20 protein-coding genes are annotated in these 20161 nt (G+C 68.5%); 6 read left to right on the forward strand and 14 right to left on the reverse strand.

Going from position 1 to position 20161, the window contains the following annotated elements:
* Positions 1-26 precede the first annotated feature (26 nt).
* Complete coding sequence (locus ABIC65_RS11600; RefSeq protein ID WP_354308823.1) at positions 27-1076, reverse strand: NAD(P)-dependent alcohol dehydrogenase; 1050 nt, start codon at positions 1074-1076, stop codon at positions 27-29.
* Positions 1077-1113: 37 nt separating this feature from the next.
* Complete coding sequence (locus ABIC65_RS11605) at positions 1114-1518, reverse strand: (R)-mandelonitrile lyase (RefSeq protein WP_354308824.1); 405 nt, start codon at positions 1516-1518, stop codon at positions 1114-1116.
* 105 nt (positions 1519-1623) lie between these two features.
* On the opposite strand from ABIC65_RS11605, the gene ABIC65_RS11610 reads away from it, so the two are divergent.
* Positions 1624-2517 (forward strand): LysR family transcriptional regulator, encoded by an 894-nt coding sequence (locus tag ABIC65_RS11610; protein WP_354308825.1) that lies wholly within the window; start codon positions 1624-1626, stop codon positions 2515-2517.
* A gap of 67 nt (positions 2518-2584) precedes the next feature.
* Positions 2585-3067 (forward strand): cupin domain-containing protein, encoded by a 483-nt coding sequence (locus ABIC65_RS11615; protein WP_354308827.1) that lies wholly within the window; start codon positions 2585-2587, stop codon positions 3065-3067.
* 41 nt (positions 3068-3108) lie between these two features.
* On the opposite strand, the gene ABIC65_RS11620 is transcribed toward ABIC65_RS11615, so the two are convergent.
* From ABIC65_RS11620 to purB, 3 genes are all read right to left on the reverse strand, one after another.
* Entirely contained in the window at positions 3109-5679 is a 2571-nt protein-coding gene (locus ABIC65_RS11620; protein WP_354308829.1) for an HWE histidine kinase domain-containing protein, read from the reverse strand.
* Entirely contained in the window at positions 5680-6225 is a 546-nt protein-coding gene (locus ABIC65_RS11625; protein WP_354308830.1) for a biliverdin-producing heme oxygenase, read from the reverse strand. It lies immediately after the preceding gene.
* A gap of 89 nt (positions 6226-6314) precedes the next feature.
* On the reverse strand, positions 6315-7631 hold the full coding sequence (gene purB / locus ABIC65_RS11630) for an adenylosuccinate lyase (RefSeq protein ID WP_354308832.1): 1317 nt from the start codon (positions 7629-7631) through the stop codon (positions 6315-6317).
* A gap of 128 nt (positions 7632-7759) precedes the next feature.
* On the opposite strand from purB, the gene ABIC65_RS11635 reads away from it, so the two are divergent.
* From ABIC65_RS11635 to ABIC65_RS11650, 4 genes are all read left to right on the forward strand, one after another.
* Complete coding sequence (locus ABIC65_RS11635) at positions 7760-8227, forward strand: EF-hand domain-containing protein (RefSeq protein ID WP_354308834.1); 468 nt, start codon at positions 7760-7762, stop codon at positions 8225-8227.
* A gap of 42 nt (positions 8228-8269) precedes the next feature.
* A complete protein-coding gene (locus tag ABIC65_RS11640) occupies positions 8270-8719 on the forward strand; it encodes a PH domain-containing protein (RefSeq protein ID WP_354308835.1) in 450 nt (149 codons plus the stop codon).
* A gap of 88 nt (positions 8720-8807) precedes the next feature.
* Positions 8808-9263, forward strand: coding sequence for a carboxymuconolactone decarboxylase family protein (locus ABIC65_RS11645; protein WP_354308836.1), 456 nt, complete (start codon positions 8808-8810; stop codon positions 9261-9263).
* Entirely contained in the window at positions 9260-10111 is an 852-nt protein-coding gene (locus ABIC65_RS11650; protein WP_354308837.1) for a sigma-70 family RNA polymerase sigma factor, read from the forward strand. Before ABIC65_RS11645 ends, ABIC65_RS11650 begins: the two co-directional genes overlap by 4 nt.
* 11 nt (positions 10112-10122) lie before the next feature.
* On the opposite strand, the gene ABIC65_RS11655 is transcribed toward ABIC65_RS11650, so the two are convergent.
* From ABIC65_RS11655 to ABIC65_RS11695, 9 genes are all read right to left on the reverse strand, one after another.
* Entirely contained in the window at positions 10123-10443 is a 321-nt protein-coding gene (locus ABIC65_RS11655; protein ID WP_315384765.1) for a 2Fe-2S iron-sulfur cluster-binding protein, read from the reverse strand.
* A gap of 92 nt (positions 10444-10535) precedes the next feature.
* Positions 10536-12977, reverse strand: a complete 2442-nt coding sequence (locus ABIC65_RS11660) for a TonB-dependent receptor (RefSeq protein WP_354308838.1) — start codon at positions 12975-12977, stop codon at positions 10536-10538.
* A gap of 197 nt (positions 12978-13174) precedes the next feature.
* Complete coding sequence (locus tag ABIC65_RS11665; RefSeq protein ID WP_354308839.1) at positions 13175-14098, reverse strand: Vgb family protein; 924 nt, start codon at positions 14096-14098, stop codon at positions 13175-13177.
* Between the two features lie 12 nt (positions 14099-14110).
* Positions 14111-14995 (reverse strand): sterol desaturase family protein, encoded by an 885-nt coding sequence (locus ABIC65_RS11670; protein ID WP_354308840.1) that lies wholly within the window; start codon positions 14993-14995, stop codon positions 14111-14113.
* Between the two features lie 174 nt (positions 14996-15169).
* Positions 15170-15502: a UrcA family protein gene (locus tag ABIC65_RS11675; protein ID WP_354308841.1), complete on the reverse strand. Its 333-nt coding sequence runs from the start codon at positions 15500-15502 to the stop codon at positions 15170-15172.
* A 206-nt stretch (positions 15503-15708) separates the two neighbouring features.
* Positions 15709-16083: a hypothetical protein gene (locus tag ABIC65_RS11680; protein ID WP_354308842.1), complete on the reverse strand. Its 375-nt coding sequence runs from the start codon at positions 16081-16083 to the stop codon at positions 15709-15711.
* A gap of 60 nt (positions 16084-16143) precedes the next feature.
* The gene (locus ABIC65_RS11685; RefSeq protein ID WP_354308843.1) at positions 16144-17688 is read right to left on the reverse strand and encodes a tetratricopeptide repeat-containing sulfotransferase family protein; all 1545 of its coding nucleotides are present in this window, start codon (positions 17686-17688) and stop codon (positions 16144-16146) included.
* Positions 17685-18602: a DNA-binding response regulator gene (locus ABIC65_RS11690; RefSeq protein ID WP_354309384.1), complete on the reverse strand. Its 918-nt coding sequence runs from the start codon at positions 18600-18602 to the stop codon at positions 17685-17687. The genes ABIC65_RS11685 and ABIC65_RS11690 overlap by 4 nt, the downstream gene beginning before the upstream one ends.
* Positions 18592-20148, reverse strand: coding sequence for an ATP-binding response regulator (locus ABIC65_RS11695; protein ID WP_354308844.1), 1557 nt, complete (start codon positions 20146-20148; stop codon positions 18592-18594). The genes ABIC65_RS11690 and ABIC65_RS11695 overlap by 11 nt, the downstream gene beginning before the upstream one ends.
* Positions 20149-20161 lie beyond the last annotated feature (13 nt).

A 20161-nucleotide genomic window follows, 5' to 3' on the forward strand; every position in this document is an offset into this window, starting at 1 on the left:
GGAATCCCGGACGAGCGGCCCCAGCTTCAGCCCATCGACGCGATGTCGATGACGAAGCGGTACTTCACGTCGCTCTTGAGCATCCGCTCGTACGCCGTGTTAATCTCCTCGGCACGGATCATCTCGATATCGGCGACGATGCCGTGCTCGGCGCAGAAATCGAGCATCTCCTGCGTCTCGGCGATGCCGCCGATCAGCGAGCCGGCGATCGCGCGGCGCTTGAAGATCAGCGCCGCGACGTTGGGCGAGGGGTGCGCATGCTCGGGCACGCCCACCAGCGTCAGCGTGCCGTCGCGCTTGAGCAGGGCGGTGAAGGCGTCGAGATTATGGCTCGCCGCGACCGTATCGAGGATGAAGTCGAAGCTGTCGGCATGCGCCGCCATTGCTTCGGCATCGCGCGACACGACGACCTCGTCCGCGCCCAGCGCCAGCGCATCTGCGCGCTTGCTCTCCGAGGTGGTGAAGGCGACGACGTGCGCGCCCAGCGCATGCGCCAGCTTCACGCCCATATGGCCGAGGCCGCCGATGCCGACGATGCCCACCTTCTTGCCCGGCCCCACCTGCCAGTGGCGGAGCGGCGACCAGGTGGTGATGCCCGCGCAGAGCAGCGGCGCGACGGCCGCCAAATGCTCCTCGCCATGCCCGACCTTGAGGACGAACTTGTCGCTGACGACGATGCGCTGCGAATAGCCGCCCAGCGTGTGGCCGGGGGCGTCCGGCGTCGGGCCGTTATAGGTGCCGACGAAGCCGTTCTCGCAATATTGCTCGAGACCCTCGTCGCACGACGCGCAGTGCTGGCAGCTGTCGACCATGCAGCCGACGCCGACCACGTCGCCCACCGCGAACTTCGAGACATGGCCGCCGACCGCGCTCACCCGGCCGACGATCTCGTGGCCCGGTACGCACGGATAGAGCGTGCCGTCCCATTCGGAGCGGACCTGGTGGAGGTCCGAGTGGCAGACGCCGCAATAGAGGATGTCGATCTGCACGTCGTGCGCGCCGGGGGCGCGGCGTTCGATATCGATCGGTTCGAGCGGCTTGTCGGCGGCATAGGCGCCATAGGCTTTGGTGGCCATGGTGGGTATCTCCTGGGGTGCTGGGGGTTCGAAAGGTTCAGCGCGGGCCGGCGCGATAGGTTGCGTCGTCGACCGGCTCCATCCACGCGACCATCGTGCCGTCCAGCGCTTCCTGGATGGCGATATGGGTCATCGCGGTGGTGGCGCTGGCGCCGTGCCAGTGGCGATGGCCGGGCGGGCACCAGACGACATCGCCGGCGCGGATCTCGACGATCGCCTCGCCCTCGCACTGGGTCCAGCCGACGCCGGAGAGGACGACCAGCGTCTGGCCCAGCGGATGGGTGTGCCACACGGTGCGCGCGCCGGGCTCGAAGGTGACGCTCGCCACCCCGTGCCGTGCGGGCGGCGGGGCGGTGTTGAGCGGGTCGATCCGCACGCGGCCGGTGAACCATTCGGCGGGGCCGGTCTGCGAGGGCTGGCTGCCGTTGCGCTTGAGTTGCATGCATGCTCCTGCCGACGCGGGGGCCGCGCCAGACGGGAGATAGGCCCGGCATACTCTGCGGATTAGACGCTGGTATCTGCATGCAGTGCTGAATAGAGTTCAGCAATGAACCGCCAGCAGCTCTCCGAACTGACCGCTTTCCTCGCCGTCGCACGCCAGAAGAGCTTCACCCGGGCGGCGGCGCAGAGCGGGGTGACGCCCTCGGCGCTGAGCCATGCGATGCGCGGGCTGGAGGAGCGGCTGGGGGTGCGGCTGCTCCACCGCACCACCCGCAGCGTCAGCCTCACCGAGGCAGGCGAGCGGCTGTTCGCCACGCTCGCCCCGCGGCTGGACGAGATCGAGGCCGAGCTGGCGGCGCTCAGCGCACTGCGCGACAAGCCGGCCGGGCTGGTCCGGATCAGCGCCGACGAGCATTCGCTCAACACGCTGCTCTGGCCGCGGCTGGCGCCGATCCTCCGCGAATTCCCCGACATCCGGGTCGAGATCGACAGCGACTATCGGCTGAAGGACATCGTAGCCGAGCGGTTCGACGCGGGCGTGCGCTTCGGCGACATCATCGCCAAGGACATGGTGGCCGTGCCGATCGGGCCCGAGGCGCGGATGCTCGCGGTCGCCTCCCCCGCCTATTTCGATCGTACCGGGCGGCCGGAGGCGATCGAGGACCTGACGGCGCACGCCTGCATCAACCTGCGCCTGCCGACCTATGGCGGGCTCTATGCCTGGGAATTCGAGGAGGAGGGCCGCGAGCGCAAGGTGTGGGTGGACGGGCCACTCACCTTCTCCTCGGTGTTCCCGATCCTCCGTGCCGCGCTCGACGGGTTCGGCATCGCCTGTCTGCCGGATGCGATGCTGGCGCCGCACCTCGCGAGCGGCGCGCTGGAGGCGGTACTGACGCGCTTCTCCCCGCCCTTCGCGGGCTACCATCTCTATTACCCCAGCCGCCGCCAGCCCACGCCGGCCTTCGCGCTGCTGGTCGATCGGTTGCGCTGGCGGGGCTGATCCGGCTGTGGCAGGCTGGCGGGGAAGAGGCGCCCAGCGTTCTCAACACTCTACAGGGAGAGATGCCGTGAAGATCCTGCCCAGCGCCCTCGCCGCGACCGCATTGCTGGTCGCCGCCCCCGCCGTCGCGCAGACCGCCACCGACCCGACGTCCTTCGCCGGCGCCAAGGACGTGCAGGCCCAGCTCAAGGCGATGCTGGCCGAAATGAAACCAGGCCAGGGCTTTGCCTGGAAGCCGCTGGTCCGCGACGGCAGCAACAGTGCCGCGATCGAGATCTGGAAGAAGCCCGGCAAGCCCGCCGTCCACCCCGACCAGGCCGAATATGCGATCGTGCTCGAAGGCGCGGGCACGCTCCTTTCCGGCGGCACGATGCCCGACCGCGAAGTGCGCAACGCGACGCTGGTCGAAGGCAGCCGGATCGAGGGCGGCACCACCCGCACGCTCGCGCCCGGCGACGTGATCCTGGTGCCGGCGGGCGTGCCCCACTGGTTCGGCATCACCGGCGAGCGGCTGGTGCTGCTCGGGATCAAGCTGCCCAAGGGGCAGTGACGAGCCCCAGCATCCTCCCCAGCAAGGGGAGGATACGCTACCTACCGTCCGAGCAGCCCTTCCAGCATCCGCGCCATGTTCACCGCGGTGTAGGGCTTCTGCAGCACCGGAACGCCAGCATGGTCGGCGTCGAGCTGGAGCTGCTCGCCATAGCCGGTCGCGAAAGCATAGGGCACGCCGTCGGCGCGCAAGCGGTCCGCGATCGGCAGGCTGGTCTCGGCCCCCAGATTGACGTCGAGGATCGCGACGTCGAACTGCTCGGCGCCGATTTCCTCGAGCGCGTTGCCGATCGAGGCCGCGGTCACCACCCGCTCGGCACCCAGGCGCAGCAGGATGTCCTCGGCGTCCATCGCGATGATCAGGCTGTCCTCGACGAGCAGCACCGGGCCGCGCAGGATCGGGCGCATCTCGCCGTCCGCGGGCACCGCCACCGGCTCCTCCACGTCGCGGGCATGCTTCGAGGCCGCGTCACCGTCGAGCACCACGTGCCGCGCGGGAATGCAGAACTCCGCCTCGAGGCCGGTCAGCGGGTAGCGCACGGTCGCCTTGCCGCCCAGGTCATAGGGAACCGAGCGCTGGATGATCGTGGTGCCGAAACCCTGCCGCGTCGGCGGCTGGACCACGGGGCCGCCGCGCTCGCGCCACTCGACCCGGCAATCCCCCTGGGCGTCGAGCTCCCAGCACACAGAAACCGTGCCGCTGTCCGACAGCGCACCATATTTGGCCGAATTGGTCATCAGCTCGTGGAACACCAGCGCCAGCGTCGAGAAGGCCGCCGGGCGCAGCAGCACCATCGGGCCGTCCTGCTCCAGCCGCGCCGAGCGACCGCCCAGATAGGCCGCCGCCTCGGTACGCAGCAGTCGGCCGAGCGGCGCGGGCGCCCAATTGTCCTCGGTGATCTGGTCGTGCGCGCGGGCCAGCGCCTCGATCCGGCCTTCGAGCATCCGGATATAGGTGGTGGTATCCATCCCCGGCGTGCGCGACTGGCGCACCAGCCCGCGGATCAGGCCGAGGATGTTGCGCACCCGGTGGTTGAGCTCGGCGATCAGCAGTTCCTGTCGCTCCGAGGCGCGCTGGCGCTCTTCCTGCGCGTCGTCGGACAGGCGCAGCACGACCTCGATCAGCGAGGCACGCAGCACCTCGGCGATGCGCAGCTCCACCTCGGTGAAGGGCAGCGAGCGGCCGCGCACTTCCTGGCTCCAGGTCTCGAAGCTCTGCCGCGGCGTCAGGCGCGCGCCATTTGGGCCGAGATCGACCGGCTTGTGCGGATCGCCGCCCCAGTTGACCGTGCGCACAAGTTCCTGGCGGAACAGCAGGACGTAATCGCGGGGGGAGCGGCTGATCGGGATCGCCAGCAGCCCGGCGCCGACATCGGCATAGTCGGCGGCCTGGGGCAGCACCTCGGCCAAATGGTCGGTCGCGAACACGCGGCCCGCCGCCATCGCGTTCAGCCGCCGGGTGATCGCCGCAAACGACGAAGGCGGCGGGGTGATGCCGCTGAATGCCACCTTGCCGCCGATCCAGATCGCGATGCCGTCGCACGGCACCACTTCGCGAAGCCGACTGCCCAGCCATTCGGGATCGTCGAGCAGCCCGCCGTCGCTCGCCACCGCCGCGAGCAGCCGGTCGCTGGTCGCGCGCGCCGCCGCCTCGTAGATCGAAAGCTCCTTGCGCTCGCGGCTCTCCAGCTTGAGCGCGAACATCTGGCCGAACAGCTCGGCCATCGACCGCCGCTCGAAGCCCGGGCAGCGCGGGCCGCCATAATGGTGGCAGGCGAACAGCCCCCAAAGCTTGCCCTCGACGATGATCGAGATCGACATGGAGGCCTTCACCCCCATGTTCTTCAGATATTCGATATGGATCGGCGAGACCGAGCGGAGCACCGACAGCGACAGGTCCAGCGGCGCGCCGAACTCGTCGCGCTGGGGAACGATCGGCACCGGCTCGGCGTGCACATCGGCGATGATCCGGAAGGGCGTGCGCAGATAGAGCTTGCGCGCCTGCTGCGGGATGTCGCTCGCCGGGTAGCGCAGGTCGAGGAAGCTGCCGATGCCGCTGCGGGCGGCTTCCGCCACCACCACGCCCGATCCGTCGCGCTCGAAGCGATAGACCATCACCCGGTCGAAGCCGGTCAGCGCCCGCACCTGGCGCGCACCTTCGCGGAAGAAGTCGGCGAGCTTTTCCTTCTCGTCCAGCCGGCCCATCATCGCGCGCAGCGTGCTGGCCGTATCGCCGGCCACATCCGAGGTGCAGGGCTCGCCCTCGACGACGATCGTGTCGCCGGTCATGTGGAGCGCGAGGTCGTAGGTGCGGCCGCGGGTGCGCAGCGCCTTGATGCCGAAAATCCGCTCCAGCGCATCGTCGCCGCGCAGCAGCGTCAGCCGGTTGCGCAGCGCGTGGATCGCGTCGTCTTCGAGATAGTCGCTGGCATGGGTGCCGAGCATCTCCTCGGCCGGCAGATCGAAATGCTGGGCTACATTGGCCGAGGCGCGCTTGATCAGCCAGTCGCTCGAAAAGGCGATCAGGAAGCCGAAGGGCTGGATTGCCCCCAGCTGGTGGATCGGCTCCCGATCACAGTTGGTCAGGTCGACCTGAAAAACGCCGTCGTCCACTTATGCAACCTTCGCCAGCCACTTCGTGCCGGCGGCCTCGAACCGCCCGAAGGTCTGGTTGGCGGCGGTTACGGCAACTTCCAAGGATTCCGGCTCATATAGGACGGCATCCAGTTTTTCCAACAATTCCGGCCACATATGCGGCGGCTGGTGACTGCCCAGATAGGCGCGCGGCCAGCTGTCCGGCACGCTGCGCGCGAGGAAGCGACCGCCCAGCCGCGAGCCCTCCAGCACGTAGAGCATGCCCGCCATCGCCGCATCGGACGTAACGGAATCGGTGGTTTCGGGGGCGTCTATGGCGATGCCGAGCGCGTCGAGATCGACCTGGATCACGCCCGCGCGGCGGCGCTGCGGCCAATCCTCGGTGATCGCCTCGGCACCGCCCTGGTCGAGCAGCGCCTCCACCGGCAACAGCGCCTCGGCATGGGCGGCGAGCAGCCCGGCATAATCGTCGCGGCGGGCGAGGTCGAAGCGGCTGAACAGCGCGTCGACCCGCGCATGCGCGGCGCCCGTGGCTTCCCGCAATCGGCGATGCGCGGCGTTCATGCGGACAGATTGTTGAAGAGGAAAGGACCCACGGCAAGCAAAAATCGCACGCCGTGGATCCGTTCCATTATGGCCGAAATGGCCTCAAATCATGCTGCACCGAAGACGCGGGCGAAGATCGTATCCACATGGCGGTAGTGATAGCCGAGGTCGAACTTCTCCTCGATCACCTCGGGGCTGAGCGCCGCGGTTACTTCAGAGTCCGCCTTAAGCAGTTCCATCAGCGAGAGTTCGCCGTCGGACTCCCACACCTTCATCGCGTTGCGCTGGACGAGGCGATAGGCGTCCTCGCGGCTTACCCCCGCCTGGGTCAGTGCCAGCAGCACGCGCTGCGAATGGACCAGCCCGCCCATGCGATCGAGATTCTTCTGCATCCGCACCGGGTAGACCAGCAGCTTGTCGACCACGCCGGTGAGACGGGCGAGCGCGAAGTCGAGCGTGATCGTCGCGTCCGGGCCGATATAGCGCTCGACCGAGGAGTGGCTGATGTCGCGTTCGTGCCACAGCGCGACATTTTCCAGCGCCGGGGTGACATAGCCGCGCACCATGCGGGCGAGGCCGGTCAGGTTCTCGGTCAGCACCGGATTGCGCTTGTGCGGCATGGCCGACGAGCCCTTCTGGCCCGGCGAGAAATACTCTTCCGCCTCCAGCACTTCGGTGCGCTGCAGGTGGCGGATTTCGACCGCGAGCCGCTCGATCGACGAGGCAATCACGCCCAGCGTGGCGAAGAACATCGCGTGGCGATCGCGCGGGATCACCTGGGTCGAGACCGGCTCGACCGACAGGCCGAGCTTGGCGGCGACATGTTCTTCCACCCGCGGGTCGATGTTGGCGAAGGTGCCGACCGCACCCGAGATCGCGCAGGTGGCGATGTCCGCGCGAGCGGCGAGCAGGCGCGCCTTGTTGCGCTGGAACTCGGCATGCGCCTCGGCCAGCTTGAGGCCGAAGGTGACCGGCTCGGCATGGATGCCGTGGCTGCGGCCGATCGTCGGGGTCATCTTGTGCTCGCGGGCGCGGCGCTCGAGCACTTCCAGCAGTGCGTCGATATCGGCGAGCAGCAGGTCGCTCGCGCGGGCCAGCTGCACCGCCAAGCAGGTGTCGAGCACGTCGGAGCTGGTCATGCCCTGGTGCATGAAGCGGGCTTCCTCGCCCACCTGCTCGGCCACCCAGGTGAGGAAGGCGATCACGTCATGCTTGGTCACCGCCTCGATCGCGTCGATCGCGGCGACGTCGATCGCCGGCTTGGTCGCCCACCAGTCCCACAGCGCCTTGGCGGCGCTCTGCGGCACCACGCCCAGATCGGCGAGCGCTTGCGTGGCATGCGCCTCGATCTCGAACCAGATGGCGAGGCGCGTCTCGGGCGACCAGATGTCGGTCATCGCGGCGCGGGCATAACGGGGGACCATGGCGTTCCTTCTGTGCGGAATGGGAGTGCCCGGCAGCCCGGGCGGGTCGCCGCCGCGCCTAGCAAGAACCGGCCAGAGCGGCAACCGAACCCGCGCCCCGGCCGTTGTCCGCCTGAGGAGATCACCCGATGCTGACCCCGTTGTTGCTCGCCGCCGCCCTGCAGGCCACCGCCACGGCGCCGCAGACGCCTGCGCAACCCGCACAGGCGGGCCAGCCCCCTGCCCCCGCGGCCAACCAGGCAATGCCGGGTACCCAGCCGACGCCGGCCGACAAGCCGCTGCAAGGTGCCGACGCGCCGGCCGGTCCGCCATCCGCCGCCGAGGCCGCCCAACCCACGCCCCGCCCCGATCCCGCCAAGCTGCCGGTCGAGGCGCAGTTCGCCCGCTACGACGCCAATGGCGACGGCGCACTCGACAAGGCCGAATATGCCAGCTGGCTCACCGCATTGCGCAACGCCAAGGACGCCGACTTCAAGCCCGAGAAGCCCGAGGCAAAGGCGTGGATCGATCGCAGCTTCATCGGCGCCGACGCGAACCGCGACGACCGAATCAGCCGCGAGGAGATGATCCGCTTCCTCACCCCCACCGCCGGCTGACATCCCCGTTGCGGCGGCCGCCGGCCCGGCTATGATGGCGGCATGGCGCAGCTGATCGATCGCTTCCAATCCTCCACCGCCGGATGGCTCAAGGGCTCGTTCGCCGGCTGGGCGACCGTGGCGCTGTGCCTGGTCGGCGTGGGCTTCGTCATTCTCGCGGTGCGCTGGATCGGCAACAAGGCGACGCTGTACGAAGTCACCGAGGATCGCATCGTTCTGTATCGCGGCATCGTCCGCAAATCGATCGACGAGATCGAGCTGTACCGGGTGAAGGACGTCCGGCTCGACTATTCGATCGTCAACCAGATCTCCGGCATCGGCACGCTCACCATCACCGCGTCGGACGAGACGACTCGCGGCGGCCCGCTGGTGATCCGCGACGTCGAATATGCCCGCGAACGCCGCGAGAAGCTGCGCGAGCTGGTGAGCAACGCGCGCCGCCTGCGCGGCGTGCGCGAATTCGACATGGTGCAGGAAGACGTGCGCGGCTGAGGGCTGCACATTTTCGGCGGCGGCATGTCACACGTCGCCCGCTTCTCTCGTCAGGTCCGCGAACCCCGCAAGACAAGGACCTGTCCCCATGACCACGCGCACCAACCCCTACGCCGCCGCCCCCGCGCTGATGAAGGCGTATCTGGAATTCTCGACCCTCGTTGCGCAAAGCGGCCTCGAAGCCTCGCTGCTCGAACTGGTGAAGCTGCGCGCCTCGCAGATCAACGCCTGCGCCAATTGCCTCAACATGCACAGCTTCGAGGCCCGTCAGGCCGGCGAGACCGAGCAGCGCGTCGCCCTGCTGCCTGCGTGGGAGGAAGCGCCCTGCTACACGCCCCGCGAACGCGCTGCGCTCGCCTGGGTCGATCATCTCACCCTGATCGCGGACAAGCGCGCGCCGCAGCCGGTCTATGACGCGCTCGCCGCCCAGTTCAGCAAGGAGGAGCAGGTGCAGCTGACCCTCGCCATCACCGTGATCAACGGCTGGAACCGCATCGCCATCGGCTTCGACCTGTTCATGGCGGACCTCGGCTGGAAGGCATGAACGACGCCGCCGCCTTCGATGCGCTGCGCCCCGCGCTGCTCCGCGTCGCGTACCGCATGCTGGGCTCGGTCGCCGATGCCGAGGATGTGGTGCAGGAGGCGTGGCTGCGCTGGAGCGCGGCGGATCGCGCGGCGGTGCGGGTGCCCGAGGCGTTCCTGCGCCGCGTGGTCACCCGCCTTTGCCTCGACCAGCTCAAGTCGGCACGGGCGCGGCGCGAGACCTATGTCGGCCCCTGGCTGCCCGATCCGGTGGTCGAGCCGGAACCGGCGGACGACGTGACGCTGCCGCTGCTGCTGGCGCTCGAGCGGCTCTCCCCGCTCGAGCGGGCGGCGTTCCTGCTCCACGACGTGTTCGACGAAAGTTTCGAGACGATCGCCGAAAGCCTCGACCGCGATCCCGCCGCCTGCCGGCAGCTTGCCGCCCGGGCACGCGCGCATATCCGCGGTGAGCGGCCGCGCTTCCCGGTGGAGCGCGGCCATGGCATGGCGATCGCGCAGGCCTTCTTCGCCGCCTCGCGCGGGGGCGACATCGCCGCGCTGGGCGCGATGCTGGCGGAGGACGTCACACTGCACTCGGATGGCGGCGGCAAGCGGCCCGCCGCCGGCCGGGTTATGCGCGGGCTCAGCGAAGTCACCCGCAGCTTCGCCGCGATCGCGCGGCTGCTGCGCGGGCGGCAAGGCACGCTGCTTCACATGGCCTATGTCAACGGCCTGCCCGGCTTCGTGACCCGCGAGGCCGACGGGCTGCTGCAGACCACCGCCTTGCTGATCGACGCGGGCAGGATCCGCGCCGTCTATGTGATGCGCAATCCCGACAAGCTCGCCCATCTGGACGGCGCGCTGCACTGACGGGCGCCGGGTCAGCCCAGATCGGGCGCGATTTCCACCGCAAGGCCGTCGAGCGCCGGGCCGAACGGAATCTGGCAGGAAAGCCGCGAGCCCGGGCGCCGCTGCTCGGCGCCGTCGAGCAGCGCGTCCTCGTCGTCACTCATCGGCGGCAGAAGTTCGGCAAAGGCCGGGTCGACATAGACGTGGCAGGTCGCGCACGACAGGCCGCCGCCGCAAAAGGCCGGCAGCGCCTCGAACCCGGCATCACGGATGATCTCCATCACGCTCAGCCCTTCCTGCGCCTCGACGACCGTCTGGGCGCCGGCGGGCGGGGTAACCAACAATTTGAGCATGTCTGCACCTTGAAGATGGGGGAGCGGGAGGCGCGAGGGGCGCCTCCCGCGGGGAGCAATTCGGCGGGAGCCGCCCCGACGGGCGGCACCGGTCAATAATGGATACGGAAGTCGATCCCGACGCGGCGCGGCGTCAGCACCGAGCGGGCATAATAGCGCTCGACCACGCCCGTGCGGGTCTGGTTGTACGAGCTGAGATCATTGCTCACCGAGGTATAGGCATATTTGTTGAAGATGTTGTCCGCGAACAGGCCGACCTCGAACATCTTGTCACGGTAGGTCACCGAGGCGCGGTGCGTCATGTAATCGGGGATCGCCTCGCCGAAGCCGCGCAGGCCGACGCGCGAATAGATGTCGCCCATATAGGTCGCCGCCCAGTTGGCCTCGATCTCGCCGCCATGCGGCAGCGGGTAGGTGTAGGTCAGCTGCGCGCTGCCCGAATGCTTGGCCGAGCCCGGCAGGCGGTCGCCGTCCTTCGCATCGTAGCGCACGCCCTGGCTGACGACGAGGCTGGCCACGTCCTCCGTCAGATGGGCGTCGGTGTAGGAATAGGTGCCCTGCAGCGTCAGCTGCGGCAGGACCTTGAACGAGCCGGTGAATTCGACGCCCTTGGAAACCGCGGCACCGGCATTGGTCGTGATGCCGACGGCGCCGTTCACCGTCTGGCTGGGCACCTGCACATCGCTCCACTTCACGCGGAACGCGTCCACGGTGAATTGCAGCCGCTTGTCGAACAGCGAGGCGCGCACGCCGACTTCGATATTGCGCGTCTTGTCCGGCCCGTAGACCAGCTCATTGGGTAGCGCGCAGACATTCTGCCCGGGCGGCAGCGGGATCACGCAGGGTGCGACCCGATTGACGCCGCCGATCCGGTAGCCGGTGCTGTAGGTCGCATAGGCGAGCAGATCGGAGCTGAACTTGTACGAGGTGTTCGCCTTCCACACGAAGCCGTCGTCACCGGTGCTGCCGGTGCGGACCCGGCTGGGGTCGAACTGGATCAGCGGATAGGGCGTGCGGGTGAGCCCACCGCCAAACAGCGGCGTGTCGGTGCCGCCGGTCGCGGTCGCGTCATACTTGAAATAGCGCAGGCCGCCGGTGACCTGCCAGGCCGAGGTGGCGTGCAGCGTCGCTTCGCCATAGACCGCCTTCTCCACCGTCCTGGTGTTGACGAAGGAGATGTACTCAAGGTCGTCCGGCCGGTTCACGCCTGCGAAGGCAGCGAAGCCCGGCGTATATTCCTGGCGGTCACTGGCATATTTCAGTCGGTTGTAGAATCCGCCGATCACCCAGTTTACCGGCCCGCCATGCGAGGAGACCAGCCGCACCTCCTGGTTGAACTGCTTGTATTTGCGGTGGTTGTTGGCGAAGGACGAGAAAGCCGGGAACGCCTCATAGCCATAGTTCAGGTCGAGCAGCAGGTCGGTGTTGTCGTCGACATTCTCGATCTTCTGTTCGGTATAGGCGGTGGTGCTGACCAGCTGCGCCACGTTGAACAGGTTGATGTTGAACTCGGCCGAGAACAGGTCGGCGCTGCGGTGGAACGGCTCGAGATAGCGCCATGGGCCTTCGTAATTGCCGGTGCCCAGCACGCCCGCGCCATTGGCCTGGCGGCCGTTGGTCTTGGTATCCTGGTGGGCATAGGTCAGGAACGCCTTCACGTTCGGGTTGTATTCAAGCAGCAGCGTGTTGCGCGTGGTGAAGGTGTGCTCGAAATTGACGTCGTCCTGCCGCTTGAAGTTGCGCGCATAATCGGCGCGCGTACCGAGCGAGGCATCGGCGGCGGTGGTGCCGCGCACCGGCTGGGCGTCGGAGATGCCCGGCTGCTGCAGCAGACAGTTGTAATCGATGAAGCCCGGATTGTCATAATAGCCGACCACCGATCGCAGCGCGACATGATCGCTGAGGATCGGCACGTTGACGACCATATCGCCGATCCGGCCGAGGTCGCTGCTGTGCGACTGCACATAGCCGCGGCCGTGCAGATCCACCGAGAAGCGGCTGGTGTTCGGCCGATTGGGCATGTAGCGCACCGCGCCTGCCAGCGTACCGAGGCCGTACAGCGTTCCCTGCGGACCAAGCAGCGTCTCGACGCGCGCGATATCGATCAATTTGAAATCGAGGTAGAGCGGGACTTCGCCCAGATACACGCCTACCGCGCTATTGGCATTGGATCCGCTGACGCTGGTATCGCCGGATTCGATGCCGCGCAGGATGATGTTGCCGGTGCTTGCCGGACCGGTGTCGACGATCGTCAGGCCGGGGGTGAAGGCAGCCAGGCCGCGCACATCGTCGATCCGCTGGCGCGCGAGCGTTTCTTCGGAGACGGCGCTGATGTTGATCGGCGCATCCTGGAGCGTGACGCTACGACGGCTGCCGGTAACGACGATCTCGTTGGCGCTACCGCCGCCCTGATCCTCCGCCTGCTGGACCGAAGCGGTGCCGGCGCCTTCGGTCTGCGCCGCCGCGCGGGTCGCGCCGAAGCTTGCGAGAACGGTTGCACCCAACAGCGCCGCGCGGGAAATCGATCGTGCCACCCTAGCCCCCTTTTTCTGCTTTGGTCCCCGGCCGCCACTGCGAGCGGCCGGCTTGTGCTCGCAGAGTTTGGGGAAAAGGGATGCGCCGCCATGGGGCGTTTGACGTACCGCATCGCAGCAATCCCGGACGGGGACGGATGCGAAAACGCCGCGCACCTGCGGAAGGCACGCGGCGCTCTTTGCTCAAGTGGTACGGGCTATTGCGCCGTTCCGCCGGATGCCGGCCCGAGACTCCACCACGACAGCGTGTGGACGTCGTGTGCGCTGGTCCATACGCCACTCGCGGCGAAGCGCAGCGCGCCGCTGCCGCTCGGCTTGCCGAGGCGGCCGAGGATCGCGAGCGTGCTGGGATCGATGGTGACGAAGGTCTGGTCGGCGGTGGTGCGCAGCCAGACCATGCCGCCGCCGGTATCGATGTCGCCGTAGAGCAGGTCCGCGCCGACCTTCACGCGGCCGGAGACTTCCACCGTCGCGGGATCGATCCGCGCGAGCGTCCCGTCGCCCTGCTCCTGCACCCACACCGCGCCCTCGCCGGCGGCAAGGAAGCCCGGTTGCTTGCCGAGCTTGGTGCGCCCGGTCACTTGGTTGGTGGCCGGATCGATCCGCTGGAGCGACTGCTGGCCGCTGCTCACCGCCCACACCGCGTCGAACCCGAAGGCGAGGTAGTGCGTGCCCGGATCGACCGCGATCGAGGCAACGACGCGATTGTTGGTCGGGTCCACCCGGGCGACCTTGCCCGCATTGTCGCTCGCCACCCAGATCGACCCGGCGCCCGCAACGACGTTCAGTTCACCTTTGGGATTGGCGATGCCGGTGGGGATCGCCGCCAGCAGCTTGGCGGTCTTGAGGTCGATGCGGTTGAGCGTGCCCTCCTTGCAATCGGCGACCCAGAGCGAGCCCGCCGCGATCGCCATCGCGCCGCACGGGTGCGTCATCGCCACTTCGGCGAGCTTGCCCCCGCGCGACCAGCGCTCGACGCGCCCCTTGTTGGTCGCCCACACGCTGTCGCCGTCGACCGCGAGGAAGTCGGCGAAGCCCGGAACCGTGAGCACTTGCTCCTCGCGCGGCTGTGGGTCGGCATTTGCGGGCGCGGCGGCGAGCAGCATGGCGAGCATCGGCATCCAGACCATCGCTCAGCCCGCCGCGACGTCGGTGGTGGCGGTCGGGCGCTGCTTCAGGCGCGCGAGGATCGGCTGGAAGGGGTACAGCCATTGCTCGCGGATCGACAGCCGCCGCCGTTCGTCCTGGCCGACGACCGAGGCTTCGCCTTCCTTGTAGGTGCCGAAGATCCGATCGAGCAGGATCAGCGAGTTGCCGTAGTTGCAGCGCGTATCCTCATAGGGCACCGAATGGTGCAGACTGTGGTGGCGGATCGTCGTGAACACGAAGCTGTACCAGATCGGCGGGTCCGACCGGACATTGGCGTGCGCGAAACCCGAGACGACGCCCAGCACGCTCACCCCGCAGAAGATCGCGGTCAGCGGCAGGTCGAACAGCGCGACGACGCTGAGGCTGATCAGGAACAGCTCGATCGGATTGCCGACATAGCCCTTGGCGGCGTTGAGCTGGGTGATGTGGTGGTGCGGCGCATGGGTCATCCAGAAGGGCGCCGAATTGTGCATCAGCCGGTGCATCCAGTACTGGCCGAACTCGATCAGGAAGACCACCAGCGCGACCTGCGCCAGGAACGGCCACTGCATCAGCCAGGGTGTGGCGATGCCCAGCGACTGCTTGAGCGCGAGCAGCGGCGTATCGGCCAGCGTGCGGGATACCCAGGAGATCGCGGTCGCGCCGAGCACGACGTAGAACAGGTCGGTCCAGAACTCGCGCCAGTTCATCCGCCAGCCGGCGTGCCGCTCGAACACGAACTCCAGGCCCTGGATGTACAAGGTGATCAGCGCCGACACGATCACGATCGCCCAGGGATTGGCGAGGATGGCGGCGGGCGCGAAGGCCCAGAAGCAGACGACCGCCACCACGGTCGCCGGCGGTATGAGGTTCACGAGCCCTTTGGTCATGCGCTGTCGTCCCGATCGCGAGCGGGGCGGTGCCGCCCCGGTTCGATCCGAAGCTAGCCATGCAAAGGATGCCAGCGCAGGTGGCCGAATGACGTAGCGGCCCCGAAAGCACGCGGCCGCGCGCATCCTTTCGGGACACGCGCGGCCGGGAAAAGGCCGTTCAGGCGGTCGGGCTCAGCGCAGCGACGCGACCTGCACGCCGCGGCTCTTGCTCGCCTGGGCGACGCGCGCCTCGATCTGGCTGCGGACCTGCTCGGCAACATCGGCGCGGCACAGGCGGGCGCGGGCTTCGAGCTCGGGGTGGATCGTCGCGAGATTCTCGCCGCACACCGCGCGCGCAGCCTGATCGACACGGGTGGCGAGGCGCTGCTGGCCGTCGGCGGTGGCGAGATCGAGCCCGGCGAGCGTCAGCGTCGCGCTCGGCTTGCCGAAGCCGGTGTCGGTCGTGCCGGCAAAGGCGGCGGTGCTGATCGAAAGGGCGGCGGCAACCGCGACAAGCATCTTCATGGCAATCTCCTGCAACCAAGACCGCCTCACCCGAGCGGCTGAGGCGCATCTAGTCGCAGGAACGATGAACGGCAAGGTCAAAAGCTATAGATAGGCTACGTAACTTCCGTAACACGCGATACGGCAAGTTTTGCAACGCAGCAATCATGTATTACAGCTTCAGCCGTTCTTCATACTATCACCATCGACTCCATCATTATTACGGATCATCGCGCACGTACTACCAGCGACGCGAGCTCGGTGGTGTGGCCCATCAGGCCTACCGGCAGGCGGACGGTTTCCCGCCGCTCGACCTGCCCGGCGGCATCGACCACCGCCACATCGAGCGTGCGGGCGTAGGGCGAGGCGAAGCCGCGCACCGCGGTCACCGGCACGCGGACCTTCCAGCCGCGCCCGCCGCTTGCCGTAACGACGCGGTCGTTGATCGTGATCGTCGTGGCGGCGGAACTGCGGGTCCCCCGGATCAGCAGGCAGTCGCCTGCCGCGCAGCGCACCAGCTTTGCGGTCGGACGCGCGTCCGCATGCGCCGCCGATGCGGTCAGCAGCGCGGCGGCGAGGGCGAGACGGGAGAATAGAGCCATGTCCGGCACGCTGCCGGAGCCCGCCGCGGCGCACCATGCGCCGTTTGACGTACGCGGCGCTCAGTCGATGGCGATGCCGCACTCGGCGAAATAAGCGGCGACAGGCGCCAGCACCGCTTCGTGCTTGCGCCACCGCGCCACCGAGTCGCGGTAGATCGGGCGGCGGACCTGCGCCGCGCTGGGGGTGGAAACCGCCCCACCCTGCGCATGGAAATCGAGGCAGCGTTCGGACCAGTCGAGCCCGCAATGCGCGAGCAGGCGGCGGGTGGCGCCCTCCTGGTCGGAGACGATGTCCTCGTAGCGAAGCTCCAGGATGCGCCCGGGCAGCGCCGTGCGCCACAAGGCCATCAGCCGCTCGAACCCCGCTACGTACGCGGCGATATCGAGCAGGTCGTAACTATAGTCGTAATAGCGCGAGCTGATCGCGAACAGGTTGCGGAAGTTGGCCAGCACCGTGTCCATCGGGTTGCGGCGCAGGCAGACGATGGCGGCGTTGGGCAGCGCCCGCGCGGCGATGCCGGCATAATGGAAATTGCCGGGGAATTTGTCGACGAAGCGCCGCTCGGGCTGCCGCCGGTGATGCGCGGCGCGCGCCAGATAGTCGCGGCCGATCGCGCCGAGATCGGCGCCCGCTGCGCCATGCAGCGTCTCGGGATCGAGCACCGTCCGGCTTCGCGTGCCCGACGCTGCCTTCACCGCCAGCGGAAAGGCCTGAAGCTCGCCGACGCTTTCCACCGCCGGGTGCGCGGCGAGGATGCGGTCGACCAGCGTCGTGCCGGTGCGCGGCATGCCGATGATCAGGATCGGCGCCTCGGCGGGTACGTCGGTGACCGGTGCGGCGGCGAAGGCCGGCCAGCTCCCCGCCACCGCATCGACGATCGCGGCGTCGCGCCCCGGATCATAGCCGAGTGCGGCGCGATGCTCGGCGTTCACTTCCAGCAGGCAGGCCAGCGCCGCATCGCCGCGCCCGATATCCTCCAGCTCCTTGGCGAGCGCATAGCCGGTGAGCAGCCGGTCCGGCCCCCGCGCACGCTGCTTCGCCGCTTGCAGCCGATCGATATGATTGCGCTCCGGCGCCTGCTTGCGCAGCCCGGCGAGCAGATGGTGCGCGCGGGCATCGTCCGGGCTGCGCGCGAGCAGCGTTTCCAGCACCGCCTCGGCATCGTCGACCCGGCCGAGAAAGCTCAGCGTCGCCGCATGGTTGTAGAGGAACTGGTCGTTCTCCGGCGCCAGCGTTACCGCCACCTCGAAATGGGGCAGCGCCGCTTCATGGTCGCCGAGACAGGCGTAGACGCAGCCGATCGTATCGCGCGACAGCGCGTCCGCAGGCGGGTCCGCCTCCGCCGCGGCAAGCTGCGCCGCCGCATCGCCGTCGCGCCGCACCAGCGTGTAGAGCCGGGCGAGCTGCGCGCGATATTCGCCGCGCGCGTCCTGCGCCACCGCCGCCTCGATCTGCCGGATCGCCTCGCCGATCCGCCCCTGCTCCGCCGCGATCACGCCCAGCAGGAAGGCACCCTCGGCGGAAGGCAGCGCCGCCGAGGCGAGCCGCGCCGCCGTATCGAAATCCCCCTGCTCCAGCGCCGCCCGCGCCGCCGCCGCGCTCATCCGGCGAGCGTCGCCACGGCGATCGCCGTCGCCGAGGCGCGGTTCTCGACGCCCATCTTCTGGAAGATCTGCTCGAGATGCTTGTTCACGGTACGCGGGCTGATCTCGAGAATCTCGCTGATCTCGCGGTTCTGCTTGCCGCGGCTCAGCCACACCAGCACTTCCGCCTCGCGCGAGGTGAGGCCGTGGCGCTCGGCGAGGATGCGTTCGGCATCGCCCTCGCGCTTCTCGGTCAGGCGGAACAGCCATTCGCGCGCGCTGGTCTGGCGGAGGAAGCTGCACTGGAGCGCGCTGTCGCCGATCTGCAGCGTCGCCTGCGCGCCCGGCGGCACCGCCGGATCCTGCAGCCGCCGCACGATCACGGCGAGTTCGTCGGGCAGGTCCAGCGCGCGCGGCGACCAGTCGGGGAACAGCCGCTCGATCGTCTCGGCGGCGAGCGGGGTCAGCCAGCCGGTCTGCCCCTCGCCGTCCACCGCGAAGGAGGGGCGACCGGCGGTATCCAGAGCGAGCTGGCTGCTCTGCGCGATCCGGGCGTTGGCGAGGTGCACCGAGACGCGCGCCAGCAGCTCGTCGACCACGATCGGCTTGTGGACATAGTCGACCGCCCCGGCATCCAGACCGCGCACGACATGCTCGCTCTCGGTCAGCCCGGTCATGAAGATCACCGGCACGTGGCGGAAGCGGCCGTCACCCTTGATCCGCCGCGTCGTGCTGAACCCGTCGAGCCCCGGCATCACCGCGTCCATCAGGATCAGGTCCGGCGTGCCATGCTCCAGCAGCTCCAGCGCGGCGAGCCCGTCGACCGCGATCAGCACGGTCATCCCCGCCTGCTCCAGCGTCGCGGTGAGGAAGCGGAGTGATTCGGGGGTGTCGTCCACCACCAGGATCGTGGCGCCGGGATCGCTAGCCGACATCATCGAGCGTCCTTGCCAGCCCGCGCAGGTCGAACGCCTCCAGCTGCGGCCGCAGCCGCGCGACGAGGTCGGCGCTTTCGGGGACGTCCCTCTCCAGAGTCACGAGTGTCGTTTCGATTCCACGCACATGCCCGAGCTTCATAAAGCGGCGCAGCGCATCGAGATAGGGTGCCGCAGACTCGGGCAGTGCCATCGGTGGACTTGGGCGCGCGGCTGCCGGTTCGGTATCCTCGACGGTCCAGTCCAGCCCCAGCTGGCGCGCGATCATGTCTAGCAGCGCATCGAGATCGACCGGCTTGGTGAGGAAGGCGTCGTGCGCGCGGCGGCCGTCGCGCCCGGCATGGAATTCATGCGCATTGGCGGAGACCATCACGATGCGCAGCGCCTGGCCGAAGCGCGCACGCAGCTGGTCGGCGATGTCCCAGCCGCTGGTGCCCGGCATCTGGATGTCGAGCAGCACAAGATCGGGCGAACAATGTTCGGCGAGCGCGAGCCCCGCCGCGCCGCCGCTCGCCTCGAAGACGGAAAAGCCAAGCGGGCGCAGCAGATGATTGACCACGGTGATCTGCGCGGGGCTGTCGTCGATCACCAGAATCGTCTTCTGCGGCCCCTGATAGCCGGTGACGCGGCGGTAGGCGGCAGCACCCGCGGGCGCCTCGATCGGCTCCGGGAGCAGCAGGCGGAGGAGGAAGCTGCTGCCCTTCCCCAGTTCGCTCGTCACCGTCACTTCGCCGCCGAGGATCCGCGCCAGCACACGGGTGATGGCGAGGCCCAGCCCGATGCCGGGCTGCATCACCGTATCGGGTTCGCGGCCGCGCTCGAAGGGCTCAAAGATGCGTTCCAGATCCTCGGGCGGGATGCCGGGGCCCGTGTCCCGTACCTCGATCGCCGCGCTCTGGCTGCGGTAGCGCACGGTCAGCGTCGCGCCGCCGGTGTCGGTATATTTGATCGCGTTGGACAACAGGTTGATCAGGATCTGCCGCAGCCTTTTCTCGTCGGTGCGGACATAGGCGGGCAGCCGGCCGTCGACGACATAGTCGAGCGACAGCCCCTTGGCCGAGGCCTGGACGCGGAACATCTCCACCACCTGGTCGAGCAGCGCGGGCAGCCGCACCAGTTCCTGCCGCACCTGCAGCACGCCGCTCTCGACGCGCGAGATGTCGAGCAGCCCCTCGACCAGGTTGGTGAGATGCTCGGCCGAGCGGCGGATCACCCCGCCCGCCTCGCGCGGCGGGATCGAGTCGCCGCGCTCGAGCAGCTGGGCATAGCCATAAATGGCGTTGAGCGGCGAGCGGATCTCGTGGCTGACCGCGACGAGGTAGCGCGTCTTGGCGGCATTGGCGGCCTCGGCGGTTTCCTTTGCCTTGGCCAGCGCGGCTTCCGTCTCGCGGTGCGCGGCGATCTCGGCGCAGAGCCGCTCGGTCTGGGCGCGATTCGCCTCTTCCGCCGCGCGGTGGCCGTCGCGTGCCTTCACGAACAGCCGGGCAAGGGTCGCGGCGACGGCGAGCGCGAGCCCCAGGCAGATCGTACCAAGAATGCGCGCCATCGCCATGCCGGTT

Origin of the sequence: Sphingomonas trueperi (assembly GCF_040545665.1) — a bacterium.
Classification (GTDB): Bacteria; Pseudomonadota; Alphaproteobacteria; order Sphingomonadales; family Sphingomonadaceae; genus Sphingomonas; species Sphingomonas trueperi_B.